The 22,454-nt window shown below is 37.7% G+C and carries 18 protein-coding genes and 1 tRNA gene; 16 read left to right on the top strand and 3 right to left on the bottom strand.

Annotated elements, in window-relative coordinates:
* Window positions 1–69 precede the first annotated feature (69 nt).
* The gene (locus tag JAZ75_RS08785) at window positions 70–1,305 is read left to right on the top strand and encodes an MFS transporter (protein WP_208701285.1); all 1,236 of its coding nucleotides are present in this window, start codon (window positions 70–72) and stop codon (window positions 1,303–1,305) included.
* Window positions 1,306–1,345: 40 nt separating this feature from the next.
* On the opposite strand, the gene JAZ75_RS08790 is transcribed toward JAZ75_RS08785, so the two are convergent.
* Together JAZ75_RS08790 and JAZ75_RS08795 are read right to left on the bottom strand one after the other, a co-directional pair.
* Window positions 1,346–1,418, bottom strand: a tRNA-Gly gene (locus JAZ75_RS08790).
* 64 nt (window positions 1,419–1,482) lie between these two features.
* Window positions 1,483–3,021: an NAD(P)/FAD-dependent oxidoreductase gene (locus tag JAZ75_RS08795; RefSeq protein WP_208701287.1), complete on the bottom strand. Its 1,539-nt coding sequence runs from the start codon at window positions 3,019–3,021 to the stop codon at window positions 1,483–1,485.
* 176 nt (window positions 3,022–3,197) lie between these two features.
* Here JAZ75_RS08795 and JAZ75_RS08800 point away from each other — a divergent pair, with 176 nt between their 5' ends.
* The 5 genes from JAZ75_RS08800 (at window position 3,198) to JAZ75_RS08820 (ending at window position 6,822) form a co-directional block, all read left to right on the top strand.
* A complete protein-coding gene (locus tag JAZ75_RS08800; RefSeq protein ID WP_021188860.1) occupies window positions 3,198–3,776 on the top strand; it encodes a LemA family protein in 579 nt (192 codons plus the stop codon).
* An 89-nt stretch (window positions 3,777–3,865) separates the two neighbouring features.
* The gene (locus JAZ75_RS08805) at window positions 3,866–4,297 is read left to right on the top strand and encodes a TPM domain-containing protein (protein ID WP_183917566.1); all 432 of its coding nucleotides are present in this window, start codon (window positions 3,866–3,868) and stop codon (window positions 4,295–4,297) included.
* A 69-nt stretch (window positions 4,298–4,366) separates the two neighbouring features.
* Complete coding sequence (locus tag JAZ75_RS08810; RefSeq protein WP_410528624.1) at window positions 4,367–5,131, top strand: TPM domain-containing protein; 765 nt, start codon at window positions 4,367–4,369, stop codon at window positions 5,129–5,131.
* 44 nt (window positions 5,132–5,175) lie between these two features.
* Window positions 5,176–6,306, top strand: coding sequence for a TlpA disulfide reductase family protein (locus JAZ75_RS08815; RefSeq protein WP_208701292.1), 1,131 nt, complete (start codon window positions 5,176–5,178; stop codon window positions 6,304–6,306).
* A gap of 72 nt (window positions 6,307–6,378) precedes the next feature.
* Window positions 6,379–6,822 (top strand): hypothetical protein, encoded by a 444-nt coding sequence (locus JAZ75_RS08820; protein WP_208701294.1) that lies wholly within the window; start codon window positions 6,379–6,381, stop codon window positions 6,820–6,822.
* Window positions 6,823–6,891: 69 nt separating this feature from the next.
* On the opposite strand, the gene JAZ75_RS08825 is transcribed toward JAZ75_RS08820, so the two are convergent.
* A complete protein-coding gene (locus tag JAZ75_RS08825) occupies window positions 6,892–8,478 on the bottom strand; it encodes a glycoside hydrolase family 10 protein (protein ID WP_208701296.1) in 1,587 nt (528 codons plus the stop codon).
* Window positions 8,479–8,631: 153 nt separating this feature from the next.
* On the opposite strand from JAZ75_RS08825, the gene JAZ75_RS08830 reads away from it, so the two are divergent.
* The 10 genes from JAZ75_RS08830 to JAZ75_RS08875 all read left to right on the top strand — a co-directional run bounded on the left by JAZ75_RS08830 (window position 8,632) and on the right by JAZ75_RS08875 (window position 22,387).
* Window positions 8,632–10,059, top strand: a complete 1,428-nt coding sequence (locus JAZ75_RS08830) for an L-serine ammonia-lyase (RefSeq protein WP_132840886.1) — start codon at window positions 8,632–8,634, stop codon at window positions 10,057–10,059.
* 94 nt (window positions 10,060–10,153) lie between these two features.
* Entirely contained in the window at window positions 10,154–10,957 is an 804-nt protein-coding gene (locus JAZ75_RS08835) for an MBL fold metallo-hydrolase (RefSeq protein ID WP_208701298.1), read from the top strand.
* A gap of 494 nt (window positions 10,958–11,451) precedes the next feature.
* Window positions 11,452–14,604: a SusC/RagA family TonB-linked outer membrane protein gene (locus JAZ75_RS08840; protein ID WP_208701300.1), complete on the top strand. Its 3,153-nt coding sequence runs from the start codon at window positions 11,452–11,454 to the stop codon at window positions 14,602–14,604.
* A gap of 11 nt (window positions 14,605–14,615) precedes the next feature.
* A complete protein-coding gene (locus tag JAZ75_RS08845; protein ID WP_208701303.1) occupies window positions 14,616–16,082 on the top strand; it encodes a RagB/SusD family nutrient uptake outer membrane protein in 1,467 nt (488 codons plus the stop codon).
* Window positions 16,083–16,092: 10 nt separating this feature from the next.
* Complete coding sequence (locus JAZ75_RS08850; protein ID WP_208701305.1) at window positions 16,093–16,779, top strand: hypothetical protein; 687 nt, start codon at window positions 16,093–16,095, stop codon at window positions 16,777–16,779.
* Between the two features lie 5 nt (window positions 16,780–16,784).
* Window positions 16,785–17,774 carry a DUF5007 domain-containing protein gene (locus JAZ75_RS08855; RefSeq protein WP_208701307.1) on the top strand — a complete coding sequence of 330 codons (990 nt, stop codon included), beginning with the start codon at window positions 16,785–16,787 and terminating at the stop codon, window positions 17,772–17,774.
* A 178-nt stretch (window positions 17,775–17,952) separates the two neighbouring features.
* A complete protein-coding gene (locus JAZ75_RS08860) occupies window positions 17,953–19,131 on the top strand; it encodes an exo-beta-N-acetylmuramidase NamZ domain-containing protein (RefSeq protein ID WP_410528625.1) in 1,179 nt (392 codons plus the stop codon).
* A gap of 426 nt (window positions 19,132–19,557) precedes the next feature.
* The gene (locus tag JAZ75_RS08865) at window positions 19,558–20,340 is read left to right on the top strand and encodes a hypothetical protein (protein ID WP_208701312.1); all 783 of its coding nucleotides are present in this window, start codon (window positions 19,558–19,560) and stop codon (window positions 20,338–20,340) included.
* Between the two features lie 194 nt (window positions 20,341–20,534).
* Window positions 20,535–21,122: an RNA polymerase sigma factor gene (locus JAZ75_RS08870; RefSeq protein WP_208701314.1), complete on the top strand. Its 588-nt coding sequence runs from the start codon at window positions 20,535–20,537 to the stop codon at window positions 21,120–21,122.
* A gap of 170 nt (window positions 21,123–21,292) precedes the next feature.
* A complete protein-coding gene (locus JAZ75_RS08875) occupies window positions 21,293–22,387 on the top strand; it encodes a FecR family protein (RefSeq protein ID WP_208701316.1) in 1,095 nt (364 codons plus the stop codon).
* Window positions 22,388–22,454: the final 67 nt, after the last annotated feature.

Genomic DNA, 22,454 nt, shown 5'->3' on the forward strand with positions numbered 1-22,454 from the left:
TCAAGTAAATAGTTTTTTTAGTAAATGATATTTCGCATCATTTAAGGTTGTATTTTACTTTATTATTTTATGGAAAAGAAAAATTGGTTTCAAACCTATATGTATATTTGGATTGGACAATTTGTGTCACTGTTGACGAGCTCTGCTGTCAATTTTGCTGTGATTGTCTGGTTGAGTTTAACGCATAAGTCGGCCGAGGTATTGGCTTTAGCAGGTATTGCAGGCTTATTGCCACAGGCACTTATTGGACCCTTTGTAGGTGTTTTAATAGATCGCTGGGACCGGAAAAAGGTAATGATTTTCGCAGATGCATTTATTGCTTTATGTACCTTAATGATGACTTTTGTACTGCAGGAGGCTGCAGTAGGACTATCGCTGATCTATCTGTTGCTAACTTGTCGTTCCATTGGAGCCGCTTTTCATGCACCAGCTATGCAGGCAATAGCACCACTGATGGTTCCGGAAGATAAATTGCTACGTGTATCTGGAATAAATCAGATGCTTCAGTCCGTCAGTAGTATTGCTGGGCCTGCATTAGGAACATTGGCGATTACTTATTTTTCAATCGCTCAAGTGCTTTATCTCGATGTTATCGGTGCGGCAGTTGCAATAGTATCGTTATTCTTTGTTACCATTCCTCATTTAAAGGTTGAATCTAAATTAACCTTTGGACAGGCATGGAGTGATCTAAAACAAGGTATGCAGGCCATCTACCATAATCGTGGTTTGAGCCTATTGTTTTTATACGCCATGATCGCTACTTTTTGTGTTATGCCGATCGCTATTATGTTTCCACTTTTGACAATCGATCATTTTAATGGCGGAAAGTGGGAGATGAGTGTGATTGAAATTATATGGGGAGTAGGCATGTTAATGGGAGGAGGATTATTGGGAGCATTTAAAGTGAACTTCTCGAAAGTAATCATGATCAATACCATGCATATTGTACTGGGATTGACATTTGCTTTTTCAGGTTGGTTCCCATCCACCTGGTTCATTCCATTTGTAATTGTGACTGGAATAGGCGGTGTATCCATGTCGCTGTTCTCAGCATCTTTTATGACGACCATACAAGAAGAAGTCGTACCCCAAATGTTAGGTCGCGTATTTTCGCTCTATTTTAGCCTTGCTATTCTGCCAAGTGTCATCGGATTGCTTTTTACGGGTATGATAGCAGATGTAATTGGAGTAGCCAACGCTTTTGTGATCGCAGGATTATTGATGATGATTGTAGGCGTATTGTCCTTTTTTACACCAGCTGTCATGCGACTGGGAAAAAAAGTGCCCCATAACGAAACAGTATAAAATAAAAAAGCTTCCAAATTTTGGAAGCTTTTTTATTTTGAGCGAAAGACGAGATTCGAACTCGCGACCCCAACCTTGGCAAGGTTGTGCTCTACCAACTGAGCTACTTTCGCGTTGGTCTTACAAAAATACGGCTTTATTTGAATTTTTGCAAGACCAATTTAATATTTTATCAATTTAATTGATCGCATTGGCACAGTTCATACCATCAATAGCAGCGGAAATAATACCCCCAGCATAACCTGCCCCTTCAGCACAAGGGTAAAGACCTTTAATTTCAGGGTGTTGTAAAGATAACTTATCACGGGGAATACGGACGGGTGAAGAAGTTCGGGATTCTACAGCAACAAGGATAGCCTCATTGGTATAGTAACCTTTCATCTTTTTACCGAAGATAGGCAATGCACCGCGTAATGCTTCGTACACAAATTTTGGTAACACCTGAGTTAAATCAGCAGAAACCGTACCGGGTTTATAAGAGTTTTCCGGAAGATCTTTGGATATCCGCCCCTCAACAAAATCAATCATCCGTTGCGCAGGAGCCACCATTTTTCCACCACCAGCTTCAAAAGCACGTTTTTCTATTTCACGTTGGAAATCCAACAAAGCAAATGGATCGCTTTCCGATCCCGGAACATCCTCCAGGTTGATTTGGATAACAGTACCCGAATTGGCGTGCGGATTATTCCGTTTCGATGGCGACCAGCCATTCACAACGATTTCATTGTCTGCAGTAGAACAAGGAGCAATGACCCCACCTGGACACATACAGAATGAAAAGACCCCACGGCCATTTACCTGTTCCACAAGACTATAATAAGCCGGTGGAAGATGCTCGCTTCGGACTTCACAATGATACTGTGCTTGATCAATAATCTCCTGCGGATGCTCAATTCGAACACCCAGAGCAAAAGCTTTAGCCTCAAGTAACCAGTTTTTATTACGGAAAAGTTCGAAAATATCACGTGCCGAGTGTCCTGTAGCTACAATGACATGATTTGATTTCAATTGTTTTCCACTTGCAAGTGTGACACCTGTAACCTGATTATTTTCCGTATTGATATCGACCACACGTTGTTCAAAAATAACCTCGCCACCATGGGCGATAATCGTTTCTCGGATGTCCTGAATAATATGAGGTAACTTGTTCGTTCCGATATGTGGGCGTGCATTGACCAAAATATCTTCATTAGCACCATGGGCAACAAAAAGTTTAAGTACTTTCTCAACATCACCACGTTTATCCGAGCGGGTATATAGCTTTCCATCAGAATATGTACCGGCACCACCTTCACCAAAACAATAATTGGAGTCTTCATCAACAATACCTTCGCGGTTTAACTTCGCAAGGTCACGACGGCGATCCTGCACAGCTTTACCACGTTCAACAATAATAGGTTTAAGCCCTTTTTCCAAACATTGTAGCGCGGCAAATAAACCTGCAGGACCAGCACCAATAATTAACACAGGTTGTGCGTTATGGACCGATTTAAAGTGGGTTTCAAAAACTTCATTTATAGGCTCTTCGTCGATAAAAAATATAATACGCGCTCTAAAAACGACATGTCGGCTACGGGCATCAATAGAACGCTTACGAATTTTAAATCCTTTAATGCGCTCACCATTTATTTTCAAGGCTTTAGAACCTTGAATTAGAATATAATTCTCGTCCTCGATTCTTTCCGGAGCGATAGCCAGTTCAATTTCTTTCTGCATAAATTTCTTGCTGGGTTTTTATCCCAAAAACAGCCCAAAGTTAAGGATAACTGCTGTATTTTTTTAGTTATAAATACTTAACGCCTAAAATTATTCTTATATTCGTAGGAGTGGTATGAGCTTTGTAGTAAGCTTTCCATCAAAATTTAATTTGAAATATATTAATTCAACAAAAAATGAAAAGATTATTAGTCGCATTCTTTGGTTTAATGGTCGCATTATCTTTCAGTTCATGCGGATACAATACAATGGTATCGCAAGATGAAAATGTAAAAGGAAAATGGGCTCAAGTTGAAAATGCATATCAGAGACGTGCAGATTTAGTTCCGAATTTGGTAAATACCGTAAAAGGAGCAGCAAAGCACGAAGAAAGTACATTAACAGCTGTTGTTGAAGCACGTGCCAAGGCGACTTCTATCACGGTAGATCCTACCAATTTGAATGAAGAAACAATTGCACAATATCAAAAAGTACAGGACCAGTTTTCAGGATCTTTAAGTAAGTTAATGGCTACAGTAGAAGCTTACCCAGATTTGAAAGCAAATCAAAACTTTTTAGAATTGCAAGCGCAATTAGAAGGTACTGAAAATAGAATTTCAACCGAACGTAGAGCTTACAATGAAGCGGTACAGCAGTTCAATACAACTGTAAGAAGTTTTCCTAACAATTTGATGGCTGGCATGTTTGGCTTTAAAGCAAAAGGAACTTTCACAGCACAAGAAGGTGCGGATAAAGCGCCAGCAGTATCTTTCTAAATACAGCGTATTAGTTTACTAGAAAAGATGAATGATGGCCGAAATTTGTGCACGCATTCATCTTTTTTTATTTAAAAAAGACTTTAGTAATGGGAACATTTTCATCAGAAGAGCAGGAAAAAGTAGTACATGCGATCAGTATCGCGGAAAATAAAACTTCCGGTGAGATCCGTGTGGTTGTTGAGAAACACTGTCCTGGAGAAGTTTTCGAACGTGCAACCCACTATTTTGAAAAGTTGGATATGCATAAGACCGCTTTAAGAAATGGAGTTTTAATCTACTTAGCACACGAAGACCATAAATTTTCCGTTATAGGAGATGCAGGGATTCACAAGAAAGTAGGGGACGATTTCTGGGAGAAAACGAAAGAAATTATGGTTCAGGAATTTCGGAATGCACAATATGTGAATGGTTTGATCCAAGGCATTGAGCATGCAGGCGAACAACTGGCGAAATTTTATCCACGAGAAGACGATGATATTAATGAATTACCGAATGATATTGTTTTTGGCGATAAATAAAAAATGGATAAACGAAAAGAATATAGGTCATTGACCAAAATTAGATTGTCAGCCATACGTATTTTTGTCATGACGGCAGTCGCAGTACTATTTAGTATTGCAGGTGTATTTGCACAAGATGATTTTCCGGCGACATCCAACAGATTGGTCAACGATTATACAAACACATTATCGCCCACTCAGGTACAGCAGTTAGAGCAAAAACTCCTGGCTTTTGAAGACTCTACTTCCATACAGATTGCGGTAGTCTTGATGAATTCAACAGGATCTTATGATATCAGTGATTATGCCGTAAGACTAGCTCAAAAGTGGGGCATAGGAAATAAAAAGTACAACACAGGAATACTGTTGCTTGCCGCAATTGGAGATCGTGCTGTCACTATTCAGACAGGGTATGGTATAGAAGGTGCTGTTCCTGATGCGATCGCACATCTCATCATTGAAAACGAAATAAAGCCAGCTTTCCGTGCGCAGGATTATTTTTCAGGAGTTAATAAGGCAACAGATGCTCTGATTTCCTATACAAAAGGAGAGTATAAAGCAGATCCTAAGCAACCCCAAGGAAAGGGAGGCACTTCAAAGATGTTGATCGTCATTGTTATTGTTATCATTGTCATCGCAGTGATTTCTAGAAAAGGAGGAAACGGTGGAAATGGTGGTGGTAAAGTCATGAATGGTACAGGAACTTCCGATCTGTTTTGGTGGACACTCTTAAATACACTTGGACGAGGTGGTTCCGGAGGTGGCGGCTTTGGTGGCGGTGGAGATAGTGGTGGTTTCGGCGGTTTTGGTGGCGGTGGCTTCGGTGGTGGCGGTGCCAGCGGCAGATGGTAATCCAACCCATGTAAATGAAGTAATAAATGTCAAATTATATACAGATGAAAAAAGGAATATTATTGGGATTAGGACTTATCCCGACTTTAATTTTTGCACAAGAGAATTTTACCGTAACAGGTAAAATACAAGGAGCGACAGATAAAGCAAAAGTGTTTATGCAATATGCTGAAAACAATGCGCGCAAAATAGATTCAACAACAGTAACAGGTGGACAGTTTAAATTTAACGGTACAGTTGCTGGACCTGTTAAAGCGTACTTAATTCTTTCAGCAGACGGAACTAGCATCAAAGAAATACAAAATCCTGATTTGACACAAGTATACCTGTCAAATGGAGTGATCAAAGTAGAATCTACTGGTGAGATGAAAAATGCAGTTATTTCGGGTAATGCGATCAATAATGATTTTGCAAAATACCAAACTGCTGTTAAGCCTTTCTCAGAGGGGTTTCAGGCATTAAATAAGCGTTATTCAGAAGCTACTGAAGAACAGCGTAATGACCAGACTTTTATTGCAGGTCTGCAAAAAGAAGCCGGAGAAATCAATGAGAAACAAGAATTGGTGGACGAGCAGTTTATTAAAAATAATAAATCAAGTTTCATTACATTGGATTTATTAGGAGATAAATTAGATGCTGAAAATGTCAATTCATTGATTATTCCAAGTTATCAAGCGTTATCAGCAGAGCTAAAAAACAGTAAAAAAGGTAAAGAATTAGCAACAAGAATTGAAAAGTTAAAAGCAGTAGCTATCGGAGCTGTAGCACCGGACTTTACATTGCCTGATACTGCAGGCAATCAGGTTTCTCTTTCTTCTTTAAGAGGTAAATATGTATTATTAGACTTCTGGGCGAGCTGGTGCGGACCATGTCGCCAAGAGAACCCTAATGTTGTAGCAGCATTTAATAAATTTAAAGACAAGAACTTTACTGTATTTGGAGTCTCTTTAGATAATCCAGGTAAAAAAGACGCCTGGTTGAAAGCGATTGCAGATGATCAATTAGGACAGTGGCCACAAGTATCAGATTTGCAAGGCTGGAAATCTGCTCCAGTAGGATTATATGAAGTGCGTGGTATTCCACAGAACTTTTTAATCGATCCGACAGGAAAGATTGTTGCCTCTAATTTACGAGGTGAAGCTTTAGAAGCTAAATTAGCAGAATTACTAAAGTAATAGCAGTGTAAGGATATCTTAAAAAGGGCTTTTCAATTCGTTGAAAAGCCCTTTTTATGTTTACTATTGTACATGCGTACTTTTTTAACCCTTATCGTAGCGACCGTGTTAATGGTCAGTTGCCAAAACAAACAAGAAGCGGGAGTACCCGTTCTGAACCTTGCCTCATTAACGGCAATCCCATTAGACAAGCCCATTGATACTTTAGCGAAAGGCAAAGCCTTTATAGATGTTAAATTGCCTCCTGGAGCTCGAATTGAAGAATTGTCGAAAGAAGATTTAGGACTATTAAAAGCCGCTGCTTATCGTTTTTTTGGACAAGTTAAATTGGTCGACAATCAATATATCGCAAATATCAAAGAAGGAAAAGAAATTGCGGTTTCGGATGCTGTGGTTGCAGCTTATTTGAAAGCAATAGCCAATACCAATGCATTTGCAGACTCCTTAAAAAAAGAAGGACAAGAAATCCAATTGCCGGCTATAACAGATGAATACCGTAATGCTTTATTAAAATAACAAAAAAGCCGATTATATACTAATCGGCTTTCTTTTTGTCATATTTTGAAACCAGTACTGTATAACTTTTTATTGTTGCCGCGTTACTTCTTGATTTGTACTATATAGATGAGTTTTTTGGGTACTTCTTATGTTAGATGGTTCACTCTCATTTTTCATTCGGTCCAGTGCCGTCACCATATAATAGTACTGTTGATTTATATCCAGGTCACTATCATCAAATTGAAGGTCATCCTCATTATAAGAAATATGGATGATATTCTTACTATTACTCAAATCAGGTTGATCCCCTTCTTTAAATCGGTAAACAATATAGCCATAAGCAGATTGACCATCAGACGCACGATCGGGTTTTTGCCAGACTAGGTGATTTAATTTTGTGTTTTCTGAAGACCTCAACTGTAATCCAAAAGGTGCATTGGGAGGGATACTGTCGATCCACGGCATCGTCGGAGGCAAAGCCGATGTTTTATACAAATTACGTTGCAAAGAATCCTGAAGACCGGCAAGATTGTCCGTTAAAGATTTTGAACTAAAGAAGATACTTCCCTGTACATTCTGTTGTTCTCTTAAAAAACGGATCTGACGCGGAATTTGGCTTCGGTCAGTCCATCCTGGTTTTTGCTCATTCACGCGATAAGCACCATGACCGATATAAAAGTGTCGTCCATAAGTATGATGTTGCCACCATTCAACCAGAATTTCATAAGCGGCAGCACGGTTTTGGAAAGGAAAATAAATCTGGGGATTGATGTAGTCTATCCAACCCTCTTTGATCCATTTCACGCCATCCGCAAATAAAGTCCGGTAACCACTTAAACCATGTGTATTAGAACCGTCACGGTTTGCATCCTTATTATCCCAGATACCAAAAGGACTAACACCGTATTTTACATAAGGTTTTTTAGCTTTGATCGCAACGCCCAGATCGTGAATAAGCACATCGACATTATTTCTGCGCCAATCCTCTATATTTGAAAAGTTGTTGCTGTATTGGCCAAACGTTAAGCGGTCCGGAATAGCTGTGTTGCGGCTGTCGGGGTAGGGATAAAAATAATCATCAAAATGAACACCATCAATATCATAATTGCTCACGACATCCATGATGACATCGATGATATATTGACGCACCTCCGGTATTCCCGGATTAAATAACTTTTTTCCAGCGTATGTAAAAAACCATTCGGGTTTCTTTTTCGTGATATGATCTTCTGAAAAATGATTCGGGTTTAGAGTTGTTGAAGCACGGTATGGGTTGATCCAAGCATGCAGTTCCATCCCTCTTTTATGGCATTCAGCGATAATGAAATCCAAAGGGTCATAAAAAGGTTCAGGAGCCTTTCCTTGTTTCCCCGTTAAATAACGGCTCCACCCTTCTCTACCACGACCATAGAAAGCGTCTGCGGCAGGTCGAATCTGAAAAAGAATAGTATTCATACCCGACTTTTTGTGCTGGTCAAGTATTTGTATCAGCTCTTGTTTCTGTTTTTCAACATTAGTGCCAGTGGCGACTGTTGGCCAGTCAATATTACCTATAGTGGCAATCCAAACACCGCGAACTTCTCTTTTGGGGCTAGGTTGAGCGAATAAAAGTTGTGCTGTTGATGCTATTAAAAAAAATACTCCAAGTAAGTGCAGAACGTGTTTAATTCTCATTTGTTTAATGATAAGTTAACAAAGATAATTAAGCTTTATTGATAAAGTATTAAATCTTTGTAAGAACTTTGTGGTTGTTTAATATTCTGTAAATTGCAATGTTTTTGGACTGTCCTAAAAACATTATTTTTATAGCGCTTTTATTAGTATAGCATGAGCAAAGAGCAAATTTCCGTTTTTGATATGTTTAAAATAGGTATTGGACCCTCCAGTTCACATACCTTAGGTCCCTGGCGTGCGGCACAGCAGTTCACAAAAGTACTGCAGGATAAGGATGTACTTAATAACGTCGAATCTGTTAAGATATTATTATACGGATCTTTAGCCAAAACAGGTACAGGGCACGGAACAGATATTGCTGTCATGTTGGGTTTAAGCGGAGATGACCCTGTAACTTTTGATGTCAATCAAGTAACACCAAAAGTAGAACATATCAAATCTGTAAATCAGTTGCGCTTGGCTGGTACACATACCATTCCATTTACATACAAAGAAGATTTACTTTTTTTATATAGTGAAAGCTTACCTTTTCACCCCAATGCGGTTACTTTTCAGGCATTTTTGAATAATGGAAAGGCTCTTAGTGAAACCTATTATTCAATTGGTGGTGGATTTGTTGTTCAGGAAAATGATGAGAGCAGTTCTTCAGCAGAGGTCGATCTACCTTTTCCGGTAGATACCGCGCAGGATTTATTGCATTGGTGCCGTAAGACTGGTTTGAAAATCTCAGAACTCGTATTAGAAAATGAACATGCTTGGCGTGAAGAAGAAGAAACGCGCGCCGGCGTATTAAATATCTATAAAACCATATACGAATGTATATACCGCGGGTGCCATACAGCGGGAACACTTCCAGGGGGACTTAATGTAGAAAGAAGAGCCGCAAAACTGAATCAGCGATTGCTTAAAAACCGAAGCTATCACGATTATGAAAGCTGGATCGCAGCAATAAAAGCAGGAGGGGAGAATTTTCAATATATCCTGGATTGGGTAAGTTGTTTTGCTTTGGCCGTTAATGAAGAAAATGCTTCATTTGGAAGAGTCGTTACCGCGCCAACAAATGGAGCGTCTGGTGTTATTCCTGCCGTATTGCAATATTTTATTACCTTCCATAATGGAGATTCAGAAGATAAAATTATTCAGTTTATTCTGACAGCTTCCGAAATCGGTTCCATATTTAAAAAAGGAGCAACTATTTCTGCCGCTATGGGCGGATGTCAGGCTGAGATTGGAGTATCATCAGCAATGGCAGCTGGAGCATTGACCGAATGTCTCGGCGGATCACAAAGACAGGTGCTTATGGCCGCAGAAATCGCCATGGAACATCATTTGGGCCTAACATGTGATCCTATTGGAGGTTTAGTACAGATACCATGTATTGAGCGAAATACGATGGGAGCTATAAAGGCTATCACAGCTGCGCAGTTGGCCCTGCAATCCAACCCGGATAAAGCCAAAGTCAGTCTCGACACAGTCGTGAAGACCATGTGGCAGACCGCGTTAGATATGAACGTTAAATATAAAGAAACGGCAGATGGCGGTTTGGCTGTACAGATTCCGTTAAGTTTACCGGAATGTTAATGATAAAGAATCCATTGTCATAAAAATATTTATGTTGCATGAATTAGGTCTGATCATGCAATATAAATGTCAATAACGAATAAATGAAATACATATGAAGTATTGTGCTATTGCCTCAGGCAGTAATGGAAATTGTTATTATATCGCGAAAGGCGATACAGCTATTCTAGTAGATGCAGGTATTAATAATAAGCACATTCATCTCCGTATGTATAATCTTGGGATAATTCCAACTCAGATCAAGGCTGTTTTTATTACCCATGAACATACGGATCATATTCGGGGTTTATCTGTGTTTGTCAAAAAATATAATATACCCGTGTATATCACTCAGGGCAGTTACGATGGAACAAGATTGCATCTGCCTGGTCATTTGGTGCATATCATTACTCCAGATGCCGTCACCGAGATCGGAGAGATGAAGATTTATGGTATACCTAAATATCACGATGCAAAAGAACCATGCAGTTTTTTGATTTCCGATGGAACGCATAATATTGGTGTGTTGACCGATATAGGCCGTCCGTGTTCAAATGTGCAGCATGTCATCAAACATGCAGATGTACTATTGCTAGAATCCAATTTCGATGAAGAGATGCTTAGAAATGGGCGATATTCCTATTTTTTAAAAAATAGAATCAGTAGCGGCTGGGGGCATCTTTCCAATGCAGTTGCGTTAGAGTTATTTAATAAATATCGGTCAGCCCGTCTCAAACACTTAATGTTAACACACCTTTCAGGCGAGAATAACACCGTGGAACTGGTGCATGAAACATTTAAAGCCCATTGTGAAGATATTCTTCTTTCGGTTGCGACACGCTATGAAGAAACAGAAATTTTTGATGTTTTAGACCTCCAGATACAACAAGATAGACACGTTATTAGTCAGTGTGGATAAAAAAGTATTCTTTCTTAAAGTACCCAATAGAAACGCTAAAGTTTACAACTTTGGCGTTTTAGTTTTTGCGCTAAAATTATTAATAATCTTAAAATCAGAGATGTTGTATTTGATTAAATAATTTCATAAAGTTTTAATGTTTAGCATTTGTTAAAAGTAGAACTTTTTTAAAAACTTAAGTTTAGTTGCGTAGCACATTAATCTGTTATTTTATAAAAACCGGATTAATTAGTCCGAAACAATAAACTGTAAAATAGTCCTAAAAAGGGGAAAATTTGCATCAAATAAATTTGTTAAAAATTGTAAAAATTTCCTGTAATTAGGAAAAAAATTCGTATAGATTGCGCAATCGATTGTTTAAAAATAGAACAAACGTTTGCTATGTTTTTAACTTAATTATTATTCCTAATAAGTAAGTTAAGTCAATGTAAAATTTGAGTTACCATTTCAATTGCTGTAAATTAACCTAAAATTTACTAACCAAATCAATTGTTATGAAGAAAATTTTACCAATTTTTCTCTTCTTTTTGATGTCATGTAATTTATTGTTTGCACAGGTAACTAATATTACTGGAACAATAAAAGACGACAAAGGAGGGGTACTACCTGGGATTACAGTATCCGAGAAAGGAACAACCAACCAGGCCGCCACCGGGAGTGATGGCGTATTTACACTAAAAGTCCAAAAATTACCAACAACCATCGTTGTCCGAGGTATTGGATTTAAGTCCAAAGAACAGCAGGTTCAATCTGAAAAAGGGATCAGTATTGTATTAGCTACTGATAATTCAGCATTGGATGAGGTCGTTGTAGTAGGATACCAAAGACAATCTGCAAAAAAATCAACCGGTGCAGTTCAGGTTATTTCCGGAAAAACAATCGAAGATCTACCTGCGCCAAGTTTTGAGAGTTTGTTGCAAGGTCGTGTAGCCGGTGTAAATATCCAGAACTTTACAGGTGAACCAGGAGCACGTAACACATTTACCATCAGAGGTAACTCAACCATTTCTCCTGATTTAAACTCCGAAATTGATTTGGCAAATACCATGAGCTCGCCTTTGTACATCATTGATGGTATGCCACTTTCGGTAACCGATTTAGCAAACTCGGGTGCTACAGGAACCAATTATGTAGCGGGTATCAATGTCAATGATATCGAGAGTATTGTAATCCAGAAAGATGCGGCAGGTACAGCTGTTTGGGGATCCCGAGGTGCTAATGGTGTCATTGTGATCAAAACAAAAAGAGGTAGATCTGGTAAAGCTCAAGTACGTGTCTCTTATTATAAAGGAATTACTGAACGCCCGCAATTGCAACGAACTTTAGGAGGCTCGGCAGAAAGACGTGCGAAAATGGATATTTTGTCGCAATATGCCACCTGGTCTCAAATGAGCGGAATTAGACAGCCTTTGACCGATAGTTTAAATCCAAGTTATAATAATGCGACCGATTGGCAAGATTTATTTTATACATCTGGAAATATTGATAATGCTGATGCAAGTATCTCAGGTGGAAATGAATCTGTGAATTACCGTTTATCAGCTGGGTATTACAATGAAGACGGTGTGGTACGCAATACCGGTTTTAAGCGATATTCTTTACGAGGTAATTTTGGATTTACCTTATCACCGATCATTAAATCTGATTTCATGTTTTCAACAGCACGTATCAATAGAAAACGGGGCTTAGGACGAGGAATTGATGAGGTCGTTCCTGTAAATCAGGGAGCTATGCCATCTTCTTTTGTTGGGCTAGGGCAGGCAGATTATGATTTTTATTACGGTCAGTTTGATAAAATAAAAGATGACAACCAAACGGATAATCTCAATATTTTTTCAAAAACTTATGTTGATATTATTAAAGGTTTGCAATATTCGCTTGAAGCCTCTGCACAGGTGAATATGGATAGCCGTAATCAATTTCAACCGAAAGAATTAAATAAAGGTGTTAGTTTCGCAGGATCATATGGTCGAAATGCCTACACCTATAACGTAGCGAATGTCTTAAACTATAATAAGACTTTCAATGAAAAGCATAGTATTATTTTAACGGCAATGCAGTCTTTTCAGTATGATAAGCAACTATCAGATTCGATAGAAGGTTATAATCTGCCAACAGATGATATTAAAGTAATACAAGGTGTTGCTCAAAAAGATCTATATGCCAATTCTAATCTAATTGAATCGGGGTTACTTTCTTATTTAGCACAGGTTTCTTACGATTATAAATCTAAATATATCGTTAATGCTTCTTGGAGAGCAGATGCTTCATCACGTTTTGGTAAAGATACGAAATGGGGTTATTTCCCAGCAATTTCAGGTGCTTGGATAGTGTCAGATGAGAACTTCTTGAAAAATACCTCATGGATTAATTTATTAAAACTAAGAGGTAGTTGGGGTTTATCAGGTACTTTACCGACAGATTTCTATGCACCTTTTAATATTTGGACTTCATCTCCAAATACTTATAATGGCGAAACATTTTCTTATCCATCATTTAAAAAACCATTAACATTGAATAACCTGACATGGAATAAGTCAGAGCAAACGAACATTGGATTTGATTTATTTACTTTCGACAATCGCTTGAATATTACATTTGATGCATATCGAAAGATTACGAAAGATCCAATCATGGCTTTCCCATTCCCATATTACACCGGATATACTAAACTGTCTTTCAATGTGCCGATGACGATTTATAACGAAGGGATTGATGTGACGATTGCGACAAAAAATCTTTCGAAAGAAAGCAAATTACAATGGAACACAAATTTCAATTTAACATTTAACAAAAATCGTATTGGTTCTCTACCATTTGATGACCGCAGTTTTTATGCTGATTCAAGAGGTTATAACCAGCAGTTGATGTATACAGTCGGAAGTCCAATTTATCAGTGGGCACAGATGAAGTATCAGGGGGTATATGAAAACCAAGATCAGATTCCTGTTAATCCCGTTACAGGAAAACCATTGACTTATTTTAAAGGAAATTATGTCGTAAAACCGGGTTTTCCAATATGGAATGATGTCAATCAAGATTGGGATGTATGGAGCGATGAAGATAAAGGAGCCGCAGATGGTGATTTAGTCCTAACAGGTAATCCAAATCCTAAATTTACAGGTGGTTTATATAATGAGTTTATTTATAAAAATTTCTCTATCAGTATGCTGAATACCTTTACGATCGGTAGAGATATTATCAATAATTTAAAAAGTAATCAATTCAATACAACTGGAGGTAATCTTACAAACTTTACTAATAATCGTTTACCTGATTTAGATGATGTAAATTATTGGACACCGGAGAAAGCGAAAGATCCAAACTACGTAGCTGATTTTCCAGCAATTTCTCCTTACTCACCGTACTTTTATCAATTTTTGCCGTTCAGTACCATGTTTAATGAAAATGGAACGTATTTTAAGATCAAAACGATTTCAATGGGTTACATCGTTTCAAAGAAAATCGTTGATCGTTTGAAACTTGGTGCGCGCACTATTCGCTTTTATGCCATGTTGGATAATGTGCATACTTTTCAGAAAGCCTCTGTTCCAGATGCGGAATTGGTATCTCCACAAGGGGAGTACAGTGGCGGTGCTTATCCACTACCTAAAAAATACACGATTGGTTTAGAAGTAAACTTTTAAAATATTGAATCATGAAATTTAAACATATATTATCAGTTATAGGAATTTCTAGTGCATTAATGCTCGGATCTTCCTGTGGAAAATATCTTAATCTATCTCCTCAAGGCAGTACATACGATGAAGTTTTTTGGACAGATGGGCCCAATGTTGAAAAAGCCACTTTAGGTGCATATGCTTTGCTGCGAGATGCAGTTCGTAATGAACGATCTTATTTTATTTTTGGAGATATTGGATCTGGAATGTTGAAATCTACAGAATGGAATTATGCAGATTTTGCTAGAGCAGGAGAATTTAGATTTGGCCGGGCGCCCTATTTAGAGAATAGTTTATGGGATTGGACACGTTTTTATAAAATCATCAATCAATGCAATTTGATTGTTGAGCACACAACTGCAATGGATGTAAGCTTATTTGAAAACGGTGAGGATGATAAAAACCAATACATCGCGAATGCAAAATTTCTGCGTGCATATACCTACTTCTATATGCAACGTGTTTGGGGGGATGTACTTTTGGTAAAAGAAACATTTAAAGATCCGCAAAATATTCCAGATATGGCTAGAAGCCCGCAAGCCGAGACTTTAAAATTCTGTAAAGAAGATTTGGTTTTTGCTGCTGCAAATTTGGGACAGGGACCTGCTAAAAGTTTTGCATCTAAAGGTGCCGCCAATGCGCTGTTAGCGGAAGTATATGCCTGGGAACATGACTATGTCAATGCTGAAAAATATATTGCGGAGACATTAAAAGGAGGCTATGCATTGGAGGATATAAAAGATTATAAAAAAATCTGGCAAGGGAACTCCAAAGAGTCTATTTTCGAATTGAATATGCTGTATAATGATACTGGACGCGAGTGGTCTACAGATTTTTTTAATGTATTTTTAACAGGTGCTGATGTTCCCGGTAAAGGTAGCGGTTCAGTTTGGGAAATAGATCCTACACTTTTAGAAAAGAAAACTTCAGCGGAGGACAGGATTGATGGACTTAGGGATGGTTCGGCTCGTTTTGATTTGATAACCACAGCATTTCCGGATAATTCAGAAAGATTAACACTGCGTAAGTATGACAGAGTCAATTTTTACAGTGCAACTGATTTAGGTGCATATGCTGTTGATAATAATTTAGTATTGATTAGGTTGGCAGATATTATCTTACTTCGCGCAGAGGCTTATTTTAAAAATGGAAAGCAGAATCTGGCATTAGAGGATTTGAATACAATAAGAAATAGGGCTGGTTTACCTAATATTACATTAGCAGGTGACGAACTATTTAAAGAAATTTTTCTAGAAAGACGAAGAGAGCTTATTGGAGAAGGTACCATACAATTCGATTTAATTAGAATGGAGTTACTCGAAGAAATGAATAATTATAATACTGATCGTATTGCACTGCAAGGTTATTATTGGCCACTGAATATGAGGGCCCTATTACCTCAAAACGAATCATTAACACAAAATCCTTATTGGAGAAATCATTAATTAAAAAGTCATGAAAAAAATAATTTTAAATATATGTATCCTTTTGGGAATTGTTGTAGCGATAAGCTCCTGTAAGAAGGATGGTTATTTTGTTGGAGGTGAATTGCACAATCCAAAAATCAATATGACCACTTACGATTGGATGAAAAGCAATAAATACGGTGTTTTTGATACGGTATTGATGTTGATCGATAAAGCAGGTGTTAAAGATAAAATCAATGCACAAGGCATTACCTTCTTTGCACCTACAGATTACGATGTTAATAATTATGTCATAACTAGAACATTGCAGATTCAGAAAGTAGATCCTAAGAAGATGTGGACCGTAGATTCAATTATAAAATATGAACTCCCGAGATTTGCAGACTCAATAGATATTTATATTGCTAAAGAAAGTCTTCTAAATAGTGTTTTGACAGCAAATGGGAAGAAATATAAAAATGCTAAGGGTGGAGAGTTTTTTGCATCGTATGAAGAAACGAGGGATCCGGAATTAGGTTATAATCCCAATTCGACTCAAATTCCAAAAATAGTAATGTTTACTTATTTGTTTAAACCAGTTCCAGATGACATTATTGTCTCTACTATTGCGCCACCATTGGGTATCAGAACATTGGTTCAGACTTCAAATGCGCAGACAACAACGGGTGTTGTACATGTTTTAAGTAACTCCCATACTTTATTTTATTATAGATAATCAAAATGAAAAAGAGTTTAATATTTACACTAGCTATCGGAATAGTAGCAGTGACGGCATGTAAAAAATTGCCGGATGGAAATCTAAGTGATATCATTCGTTACGAAGAAACACCTATGCAGATTAAAAAAGGTAGAGCTGAAGTCTCTACGGCTATTAATCCTGCAGGTTCCTCTAAACCAACAGAATATAAATTGTTGAAGATTTATGAACAAGAATCAGGTAAGGATGTAACAGATATTTTTTTAAAAACGTATCCAATAAAAATCTGGACAAAATTGTATGATTCAAAAGTGGACAATACGATTGAAAAAATTGATGCCAAAAGGAAAGATACAGTAATGACAGCCTTATCAATTAATAAATTATCTGGATCTATTGAATCTAATGAAAACACATTGCAGTTGCCTTCTGGGCACTATGTGTTTGATCTGGAAATAAAGAACAGTACGGGTACGCGTATTTTTCCTAAAATTGGTGAATTTAAACTGATTGATGTGCCTCTTTTCGAGGTGCCTGCTATTCGGTCTACCGTTGCAATGAAAGTTGGAGCTGAAACAACGACAAAATCAATACCTAGTGATGCTAGTCATATCAAAGTAGAGAAATTGGATGCAAAAGAGAATAAGATAATTGTGCGAATTGTGGATAAAAATGGTCAACCTTTTAATCCTAAAGCCGGCGAAGTTGATAGAAGACCACTTGCTGGTACAGCAGTGGGTTTTTTACAGACTATGCAAGACTATTCATTAACAACAACATTGTTTGATGACCGTATGGAGTTTACCTACGGTGTAGTGCCTTTCCCATTGGTTTCATTAGGAAATGGATTTAATTACTACTATAGAATTCCTGCGAAGTATGTTAAATTTGACGATAGCTTAGGATTACCATACAATACATATTCTTGTAATGCAAGGTTTTCTTTTCAAGCATTTGTTGGTGGAACTTATCAGGTGGATGTAATTATACCTCAAGTAACAAGGGTGAAGTAATTACTTATTCTTGAATAAAAGCCAAGACGCTTAACTAGTTTTAGTTAAGCGTCTTTTTTATACCCCAATTTTTTTCTCACCTCCAAACAAATGAAATCACTATCTTTATATAGATCACATTTGTAACCCTATTATGATGAATGCTAAACAATTAATCAGTTTTACGATAACCATTTGTATGATGCTTACGATTGGTAACGCACAGACAAATTTAAACTATTGCAACGATCAGATACGAACCGGAGCAGAACAGACAGAAAAATACCTACACTATTTAAAAGATAAACGAGTTGCCATATTAGGCAATCCATCAACAGTAATAAAAGAGCGCCATCTTGTTGATAGCCTTTTGCTTAGAGGAGTCAATATTGTCAAGATCTTTGGCCCGGAGCACGGTTTTAGAGGAAATGCAAGTAATGGAACTGAAGTATCGGACGAACGAGATCCAGCGACTCAGATACCTATAATTTCCCTTTACGGAAATAAGAAAAAACCAACAGCAAAAGATTTAGCAGACGTCGATGTCTTTATTTTTGATGTGCAGGACATGGGCGTCCGTTTTTATACCAATATCAATACCTTACGGGATATAATGGAAGCATGTGCCGAAAATGGTAAAGAGTTACTTATCCTTGATAGACCAAATCCCAATGCATACCTCATTGATGGGCCTATACTCGATATGAAACATAAGTCAGGAATTGGCCAATTTCCAGTACCCATTGCCCACGGTATGACCACCGCCGAATTTGCACAGATGATCAATGGTGAGAAGTGGATGGCAACAGGCCGTAAATGCAAGTTGAAAATCATTCCGATAGAAGGGTACAACCATAGTATGCTATATAGATTACCCGTAAATCCATCACCAAATCTCAATACCGAACAGAGTATAATTTTATACCCCAGCACCTGTCTCTTTGAAGGAACCAAACTGAATCATGGTCGAGGAACAGATTTTCCATTTACCGTCGTTGGCAGTCCAATATATAAAGACATCTTCACATTTTCCTTCACACCCGTCAGTAAAAAAGGAATGAGTGAAACACCATTATTTATGAATGAAGTCTGTTATGGATTAGATTTAAGAAATTATGACCTACAAAGTCTCGTTGATAGTAAAGAGATCAATCTTTCATGGATAAAAGAAATGTACAATAAATCCCCAGAAAAAGATAAATTCTTTGACCAGAGCTATTCCAAGCAAATCGGTAGTATAGAAAAGCTGGCTGGGGTGGACGAGTTTCGAAAGCAGATAGAGAACAATGTGAGCGATCAAGAAATAAGAGCAAGTTGGAAAGCAGGTTTAGAGAGTTATAAAAAGATGCGTCAGAAATATGTCCTTTATAAAGATTGATGTAATACAGGAGAAAATCACCCATTCTACAGTTGATACATCATTTTCATTAAAACCAATTAAAACACGCCATTAATCGGCAGTCGTTTGAAGTTAGTTTGGGAATCATTCGAGAAAAGTAGGAGACAAGGTCGGCGATGGTATGCCTCCGGTTCGACATTTGTTTGCCTCCTTGCCGAACCCCTCCCGAACAATAGGCGAAGGAGAGTCGAACCATTCCCGAAGGTGTTCCCTATGAATGTCAAGCCACTACCGAGTCAATCCCGAGTAAAGTATGGACTTTCACGGACTTCTACGGACTTGCATGGACTTTTACGCACTTAAATTTGCTTAATGTAGAGATATGAGCTAGTTGAATCATAAAGCTAAAAATTGTATTTATCCAATAAATAAACTATTTTTAATAAAACCAGTGTAGCATAAATCATGTTCGATTTCGAAAAACCTAAAAATCCATATCGAAAAAAAGGAAAAGATTATAATTTGTCAGAGAACAGCAAATTAGCAGGAGCAGATTTCGCATACTCCAATACATTAGCCAGCAGGATTTATAAGCAGATGAAAATCATACAGGATGATTCCGCTAAGTACGAATCCTTCTTACGTCTCAAAAAGAAGCTTTACATGGTCATTCGAAATGACCGTCAACATGATCTAGGACAATTGAAATTAGGATATGGGAACATAAATCCGCTAAAGAACTTCCGTTTTTCACCAAAGACCAGTTGGCAAACTTTCTTTATGAATTATCCCACAGCAAATTTTGATGCGGAGAAAGAAGAATTATGTCTAAGTACCCCACCGATTTTAGCCCGTGAACTTGATCCACTTCCTGAAAGAGTAAGAAAAGTTATTCTGAAGATGCATATCATTAAAGTGGCCATAGATGATGAAAATACAGTTGATATAATTTCAAGTAAAGAATTAGTCATCGTTAAGGGTGATGACGTGAAATCACGATCGGTCATTTTTTCCATTAAAGATAGACCCGATGTGCTAGTATTATGTGTGGCGACAGTAAGGATGTGGCTGTTATCCACAGATCGTAAAGACGAATTTATGACCCGAAACACGAAATATATGACTGCGGAAATATTTGATGCGATATTGATTCGTGATAGCCAGATCTGCCAGTTTGAAGAGGAAACAAATAAAGAAAGCCATTCTCCGGAATTTCCAGATTCAGATGAAGAACTAGATTGGGTGTAATAAAAACTATAATTTATAATAAACTCATAGGAGACTAATTCCTGTTTATTCAGAATAGACCAATATTCTGAGAAAATCGCAACTGTATAATGTTTAATATAGGTATACTTTCGCAAAGTTTCGATTTGAAAAATCAGCGAATATTTTGTAAGATTGTAATGATTAAATAACCATATTATTCAGCAATACGCTCCATGACTTCAATCAGTAATTCGGAATTAATAACGATGATCCGTACGGATGAGAGAGAAGGCTTTGCTCAATTATATGAACAATTCTGGGAAACACTGCTCAAGTACGTCATTAGAATATTACCCGATGAGGACGAAGCCTGCGATGTGGTTCAGGAAACTTTTTTGACCCTCTGGGAATTAAGAACTACAATTCCCAAACTTAAATCCATAAAAGCCTATCTTTTAGTTATCGCCCGTAATCTCGCATTTAAACAGCTACGTGCAAAATTAGCGAACATAGATATGATTGATTTCTATACAACGCAATATGCAGATGCATATCACAGCATCGATCAGCACTTGGAAAGTAAAGAACTCGGAGTAGCTCTGGAAGCCGAGATTCAGCAGTTGCCTCTAAAAATGCGCGAAGTATTCTTATTGAGCAGACAGCAGCATCTGTCTTATAAAGAAATATCCGAACGGTTGAATATATCTGATAAAACAGTGAAAAAGCAAATCCACAATGCCTTAAAACTGTTAAGAATGAAAGTGGATGAAGAGTATATTCCATATCTGATCCTCTTCTTAATATTTGATATCTGCCGTTGATTTTTTGATGTAAACTATTTTATACCTACTGACCCGAGTGACCCATAAATGTTTAGTGAAATATTTTTTTAATTGATAATCAGTTGTTTGTGATTATTTCATAAAATGATATACTACTCTGCATCCCTTAATGCCTCTTATCTATAATAACCAGTTATACTTGATGATACATGGACCCGCAAGACTTTAAAGACTTATTGAACCGCTACGCTGCGGACAAATGCTCTCCTGAAGAACAGCGGGAAGTAGAAAGGCTCATGCTAAAATATCCGCTTTCAAAAAATTGGAAATGGAAAAGTGAGCTGCATAAAAACCTGATAAAAGATAATATGCGGAAACAGATATTTAATCAGGTAGACCGCGATCTTGGAAAACATAGAAAAAGAAAAGCTTACTGGATGACTGCTGTAGCATCGTTGCTGTTGCTGATCGGAATAAGTACCTTTTTCTATCTTCAATTACATAAAACGATTAATGGTGAGCAAGTGATTGCAGAAGCAATAAATGAAATATATAATGACGTTACCCTAACTGATGCAACAGGTCGCGTTACAGTATTAAAGAATAAAGAACAAATACTTGATCTGCGGAAGCTAATTGCGAAGGATGCCAAGTGGAATTCTTCAGGATCATTAAATACGCTACGTGTTCCAAGTCAGCATCAGTTTAATCTGGTGCTGATGGATGGTACTAAAGTCCGGTTAAATGCAGGTAGCAGTTTATCTTTTCCGACACAGTTTACAGCGGTAGACCGCACTGTGAAACTGGAAGGCGAGGCTTATTTTGAAGTTGTGCCAAACCATAGTAAACCCTTTATGGTAAATGCTAAGAAAAGTCAGATTAAGGTAACTGGCACCAAGTTTAATGTAGCAGCATACCCTGCAGACCCACGCATTATTACATCACTGATAGAAGGTGGAGTAGCTTTTCACATGAACAAGAAACAGTATCCGCTTAAACCGGGGTATGAAATAATCGCTGATGGAAACAAAAACTCGGTAGAAGTGAAAAGCTTTGAAAAAGATCAGGTAATGGCTTGGATAGATGGCTATTTTATCTTTAACAATATGGATCTGGTATCGGTTATGAAACATGTGGCCAGGTGGTATAATATCTCGGTAATTGCTCCTGCTGTCGCTCCGACCAAGCGCATAGGAGGCACTTTTCCAAATACAGCATCTTTGGATGACCTGCTCAAAGATCTCGAATTATTGAGTGGTGTAAAGTTTATTAGAAAGGGAAAGGAGGTGCAAGTGGTCTACTAATACCCGATCATGGCGCCAAAAAACAAACCAGAAGTGCGACCAACACTTCTGGCTAAAAATGCGCATG

Origin of the sequence: Sphingobacterium sp. UDSM-2020, assembly GCF_016132525.1 — a bacterium.
GTDB lineage: Bacteria > Bacteroidota > Bacteroidia > Sphingobacteriales > Sphingobacteriaceae > Sphingobacterium > Sphingobacterium anhuiense.

What these genes read in the sequence shown, in the direction of transcription:
- JAZ75_RS08860 (WP_410528625.1), top strand. Translation starts at nt 17,953, where the DNA reads ATGATGCTTACGATTGGTAACGCACAGACAAATTTAAACTATTGCAAC.
- JAZ75_RS08805 (WP_183917566.1), top strand. Translation starts at nt 3,866, where the DNA reads ATGGGAACATTTTCATCAGAAGAGCAGGAAAAAGTAGTACATGCGATC.
- JAZ75_RS08785 (WP_208701285.1), top strand. Translation starts at nt 70, where the DNA reads ATGGAAAAGAAAAATTGGTTTCAAACCTATATGTATATTTGGATTGGA.
- JAZ75_RS08825 (WP_208701296.1), bottom strand. Translation starts at nt 8,478, where the DNA reads ATGAGAATTAAACACGTTCTGCACTTACTTGGAGTATTTTTTTTAATA.
- JAZ75_RS08865 (WP_208701312.1), top strand. Translation starts at nt 19,558, where the DNA reads ATGTTCGATTTCGAAAAACCTAAAAATCCATATCGAAAAAAAGGAAAA.
- JAZ75_RS08810 (WP_410528624.1), top strand. Translation starts at nt 4,367, where the DNA reads ATGACGGCAGTCGCAGTACTATTTAGTATTGCAGGTGTATTTGCACAA.
- JAZ75_RS08815 (WP_208701292.1), top strand. Translation starts at nt 5,176, where the DNA reads ATGAAAAAAGGAATATTATTGGGATTAGGACTTATCCCGACTTTAATT.
- JAZ75_RS08835 (WP_208701298.1), top strand. Translation starts at nt 10,154, where the DNA reads ATGAAGTATTGTGCTATTGCCTCAGGCAGTAATGGAAATTGTTATTAT.
- JAZ75_RS08800 (WP_021188860.1), top strand. Translation starts at nt 3,198, where the DNA reads ATGAAAAGATTATTAGTCGCATTCTTTGGTTTAATGGTCGCATTATCT.
- JAZ75_RS08830 (WP_132840886.1), top strand. Translation starts at nt 8,632, where the DNA reads ATGAGCAAAGAGCAAATTTCCGTTTTTGATATGTTTAAAATAGGTATT.
- JAZ75_RS08795 (WP_208701287.1), bottom strand. Translation starts at nt 3,021, where the DNA reads ATGCAGAAAGAAATTGAACTGGCTATCGCTCCGGAAAGAATCGAGGAC.
- JAZ75_RS08840 (WP_208701300.1), top strand. Translation starts at nt 11,452, where the DNA reads ATGAAGAAAATTTTACCAATTTTTCTCTTCTTTTTGATGTCATGTAAT.
- JAZ75_RS08875 (WP_208701316.1), top strand. Translation starts at nt 21,293, where the DNA reads ATGGACCCGCAAGACTTTAAAGACTTATTGAACCGCTACGCTGCGGAC.
- JAZ75_RS08845 (WP_208701303.1), top strand. Translation starts at nt 14,616, where the DNA reads ATGAAATTTAAACATATATTATCAGTTATAGGAATTTCTAGTGCATTA.
- JAZ75_RS08855 (WP_208701307.1), top strand. Translation starts at nt 16,785, where the DNA reads ATGAAAAAGAGTTTAATATTTACACTAGCTATCGGAATAGTAGCAGTG.
- JAZ75_RS08820 (WP_208701294.1), top strand. Translation starts at nt 6,379, where the DNA reads ATGCGTACTTTTTTAACCCTTATCGTAGCGACCGTGTTAATGGTCAGT.
- JAZ75_RS08870 (WP_208701314.1), top strand. Translation starts at nt 20,535, where the DNA reads ATGACTTCAATCAGTAATTCGGAATTAATAACGATGATCCGTACGGAT.
- JAZ75_RS08850 (WP_208701305.1), top strand. Translation starts at nt 16,093, where the DNA reads ATGAAAAAAATAATTTTAAATATATGTATCCTTTTGGGAATTGTTGTA.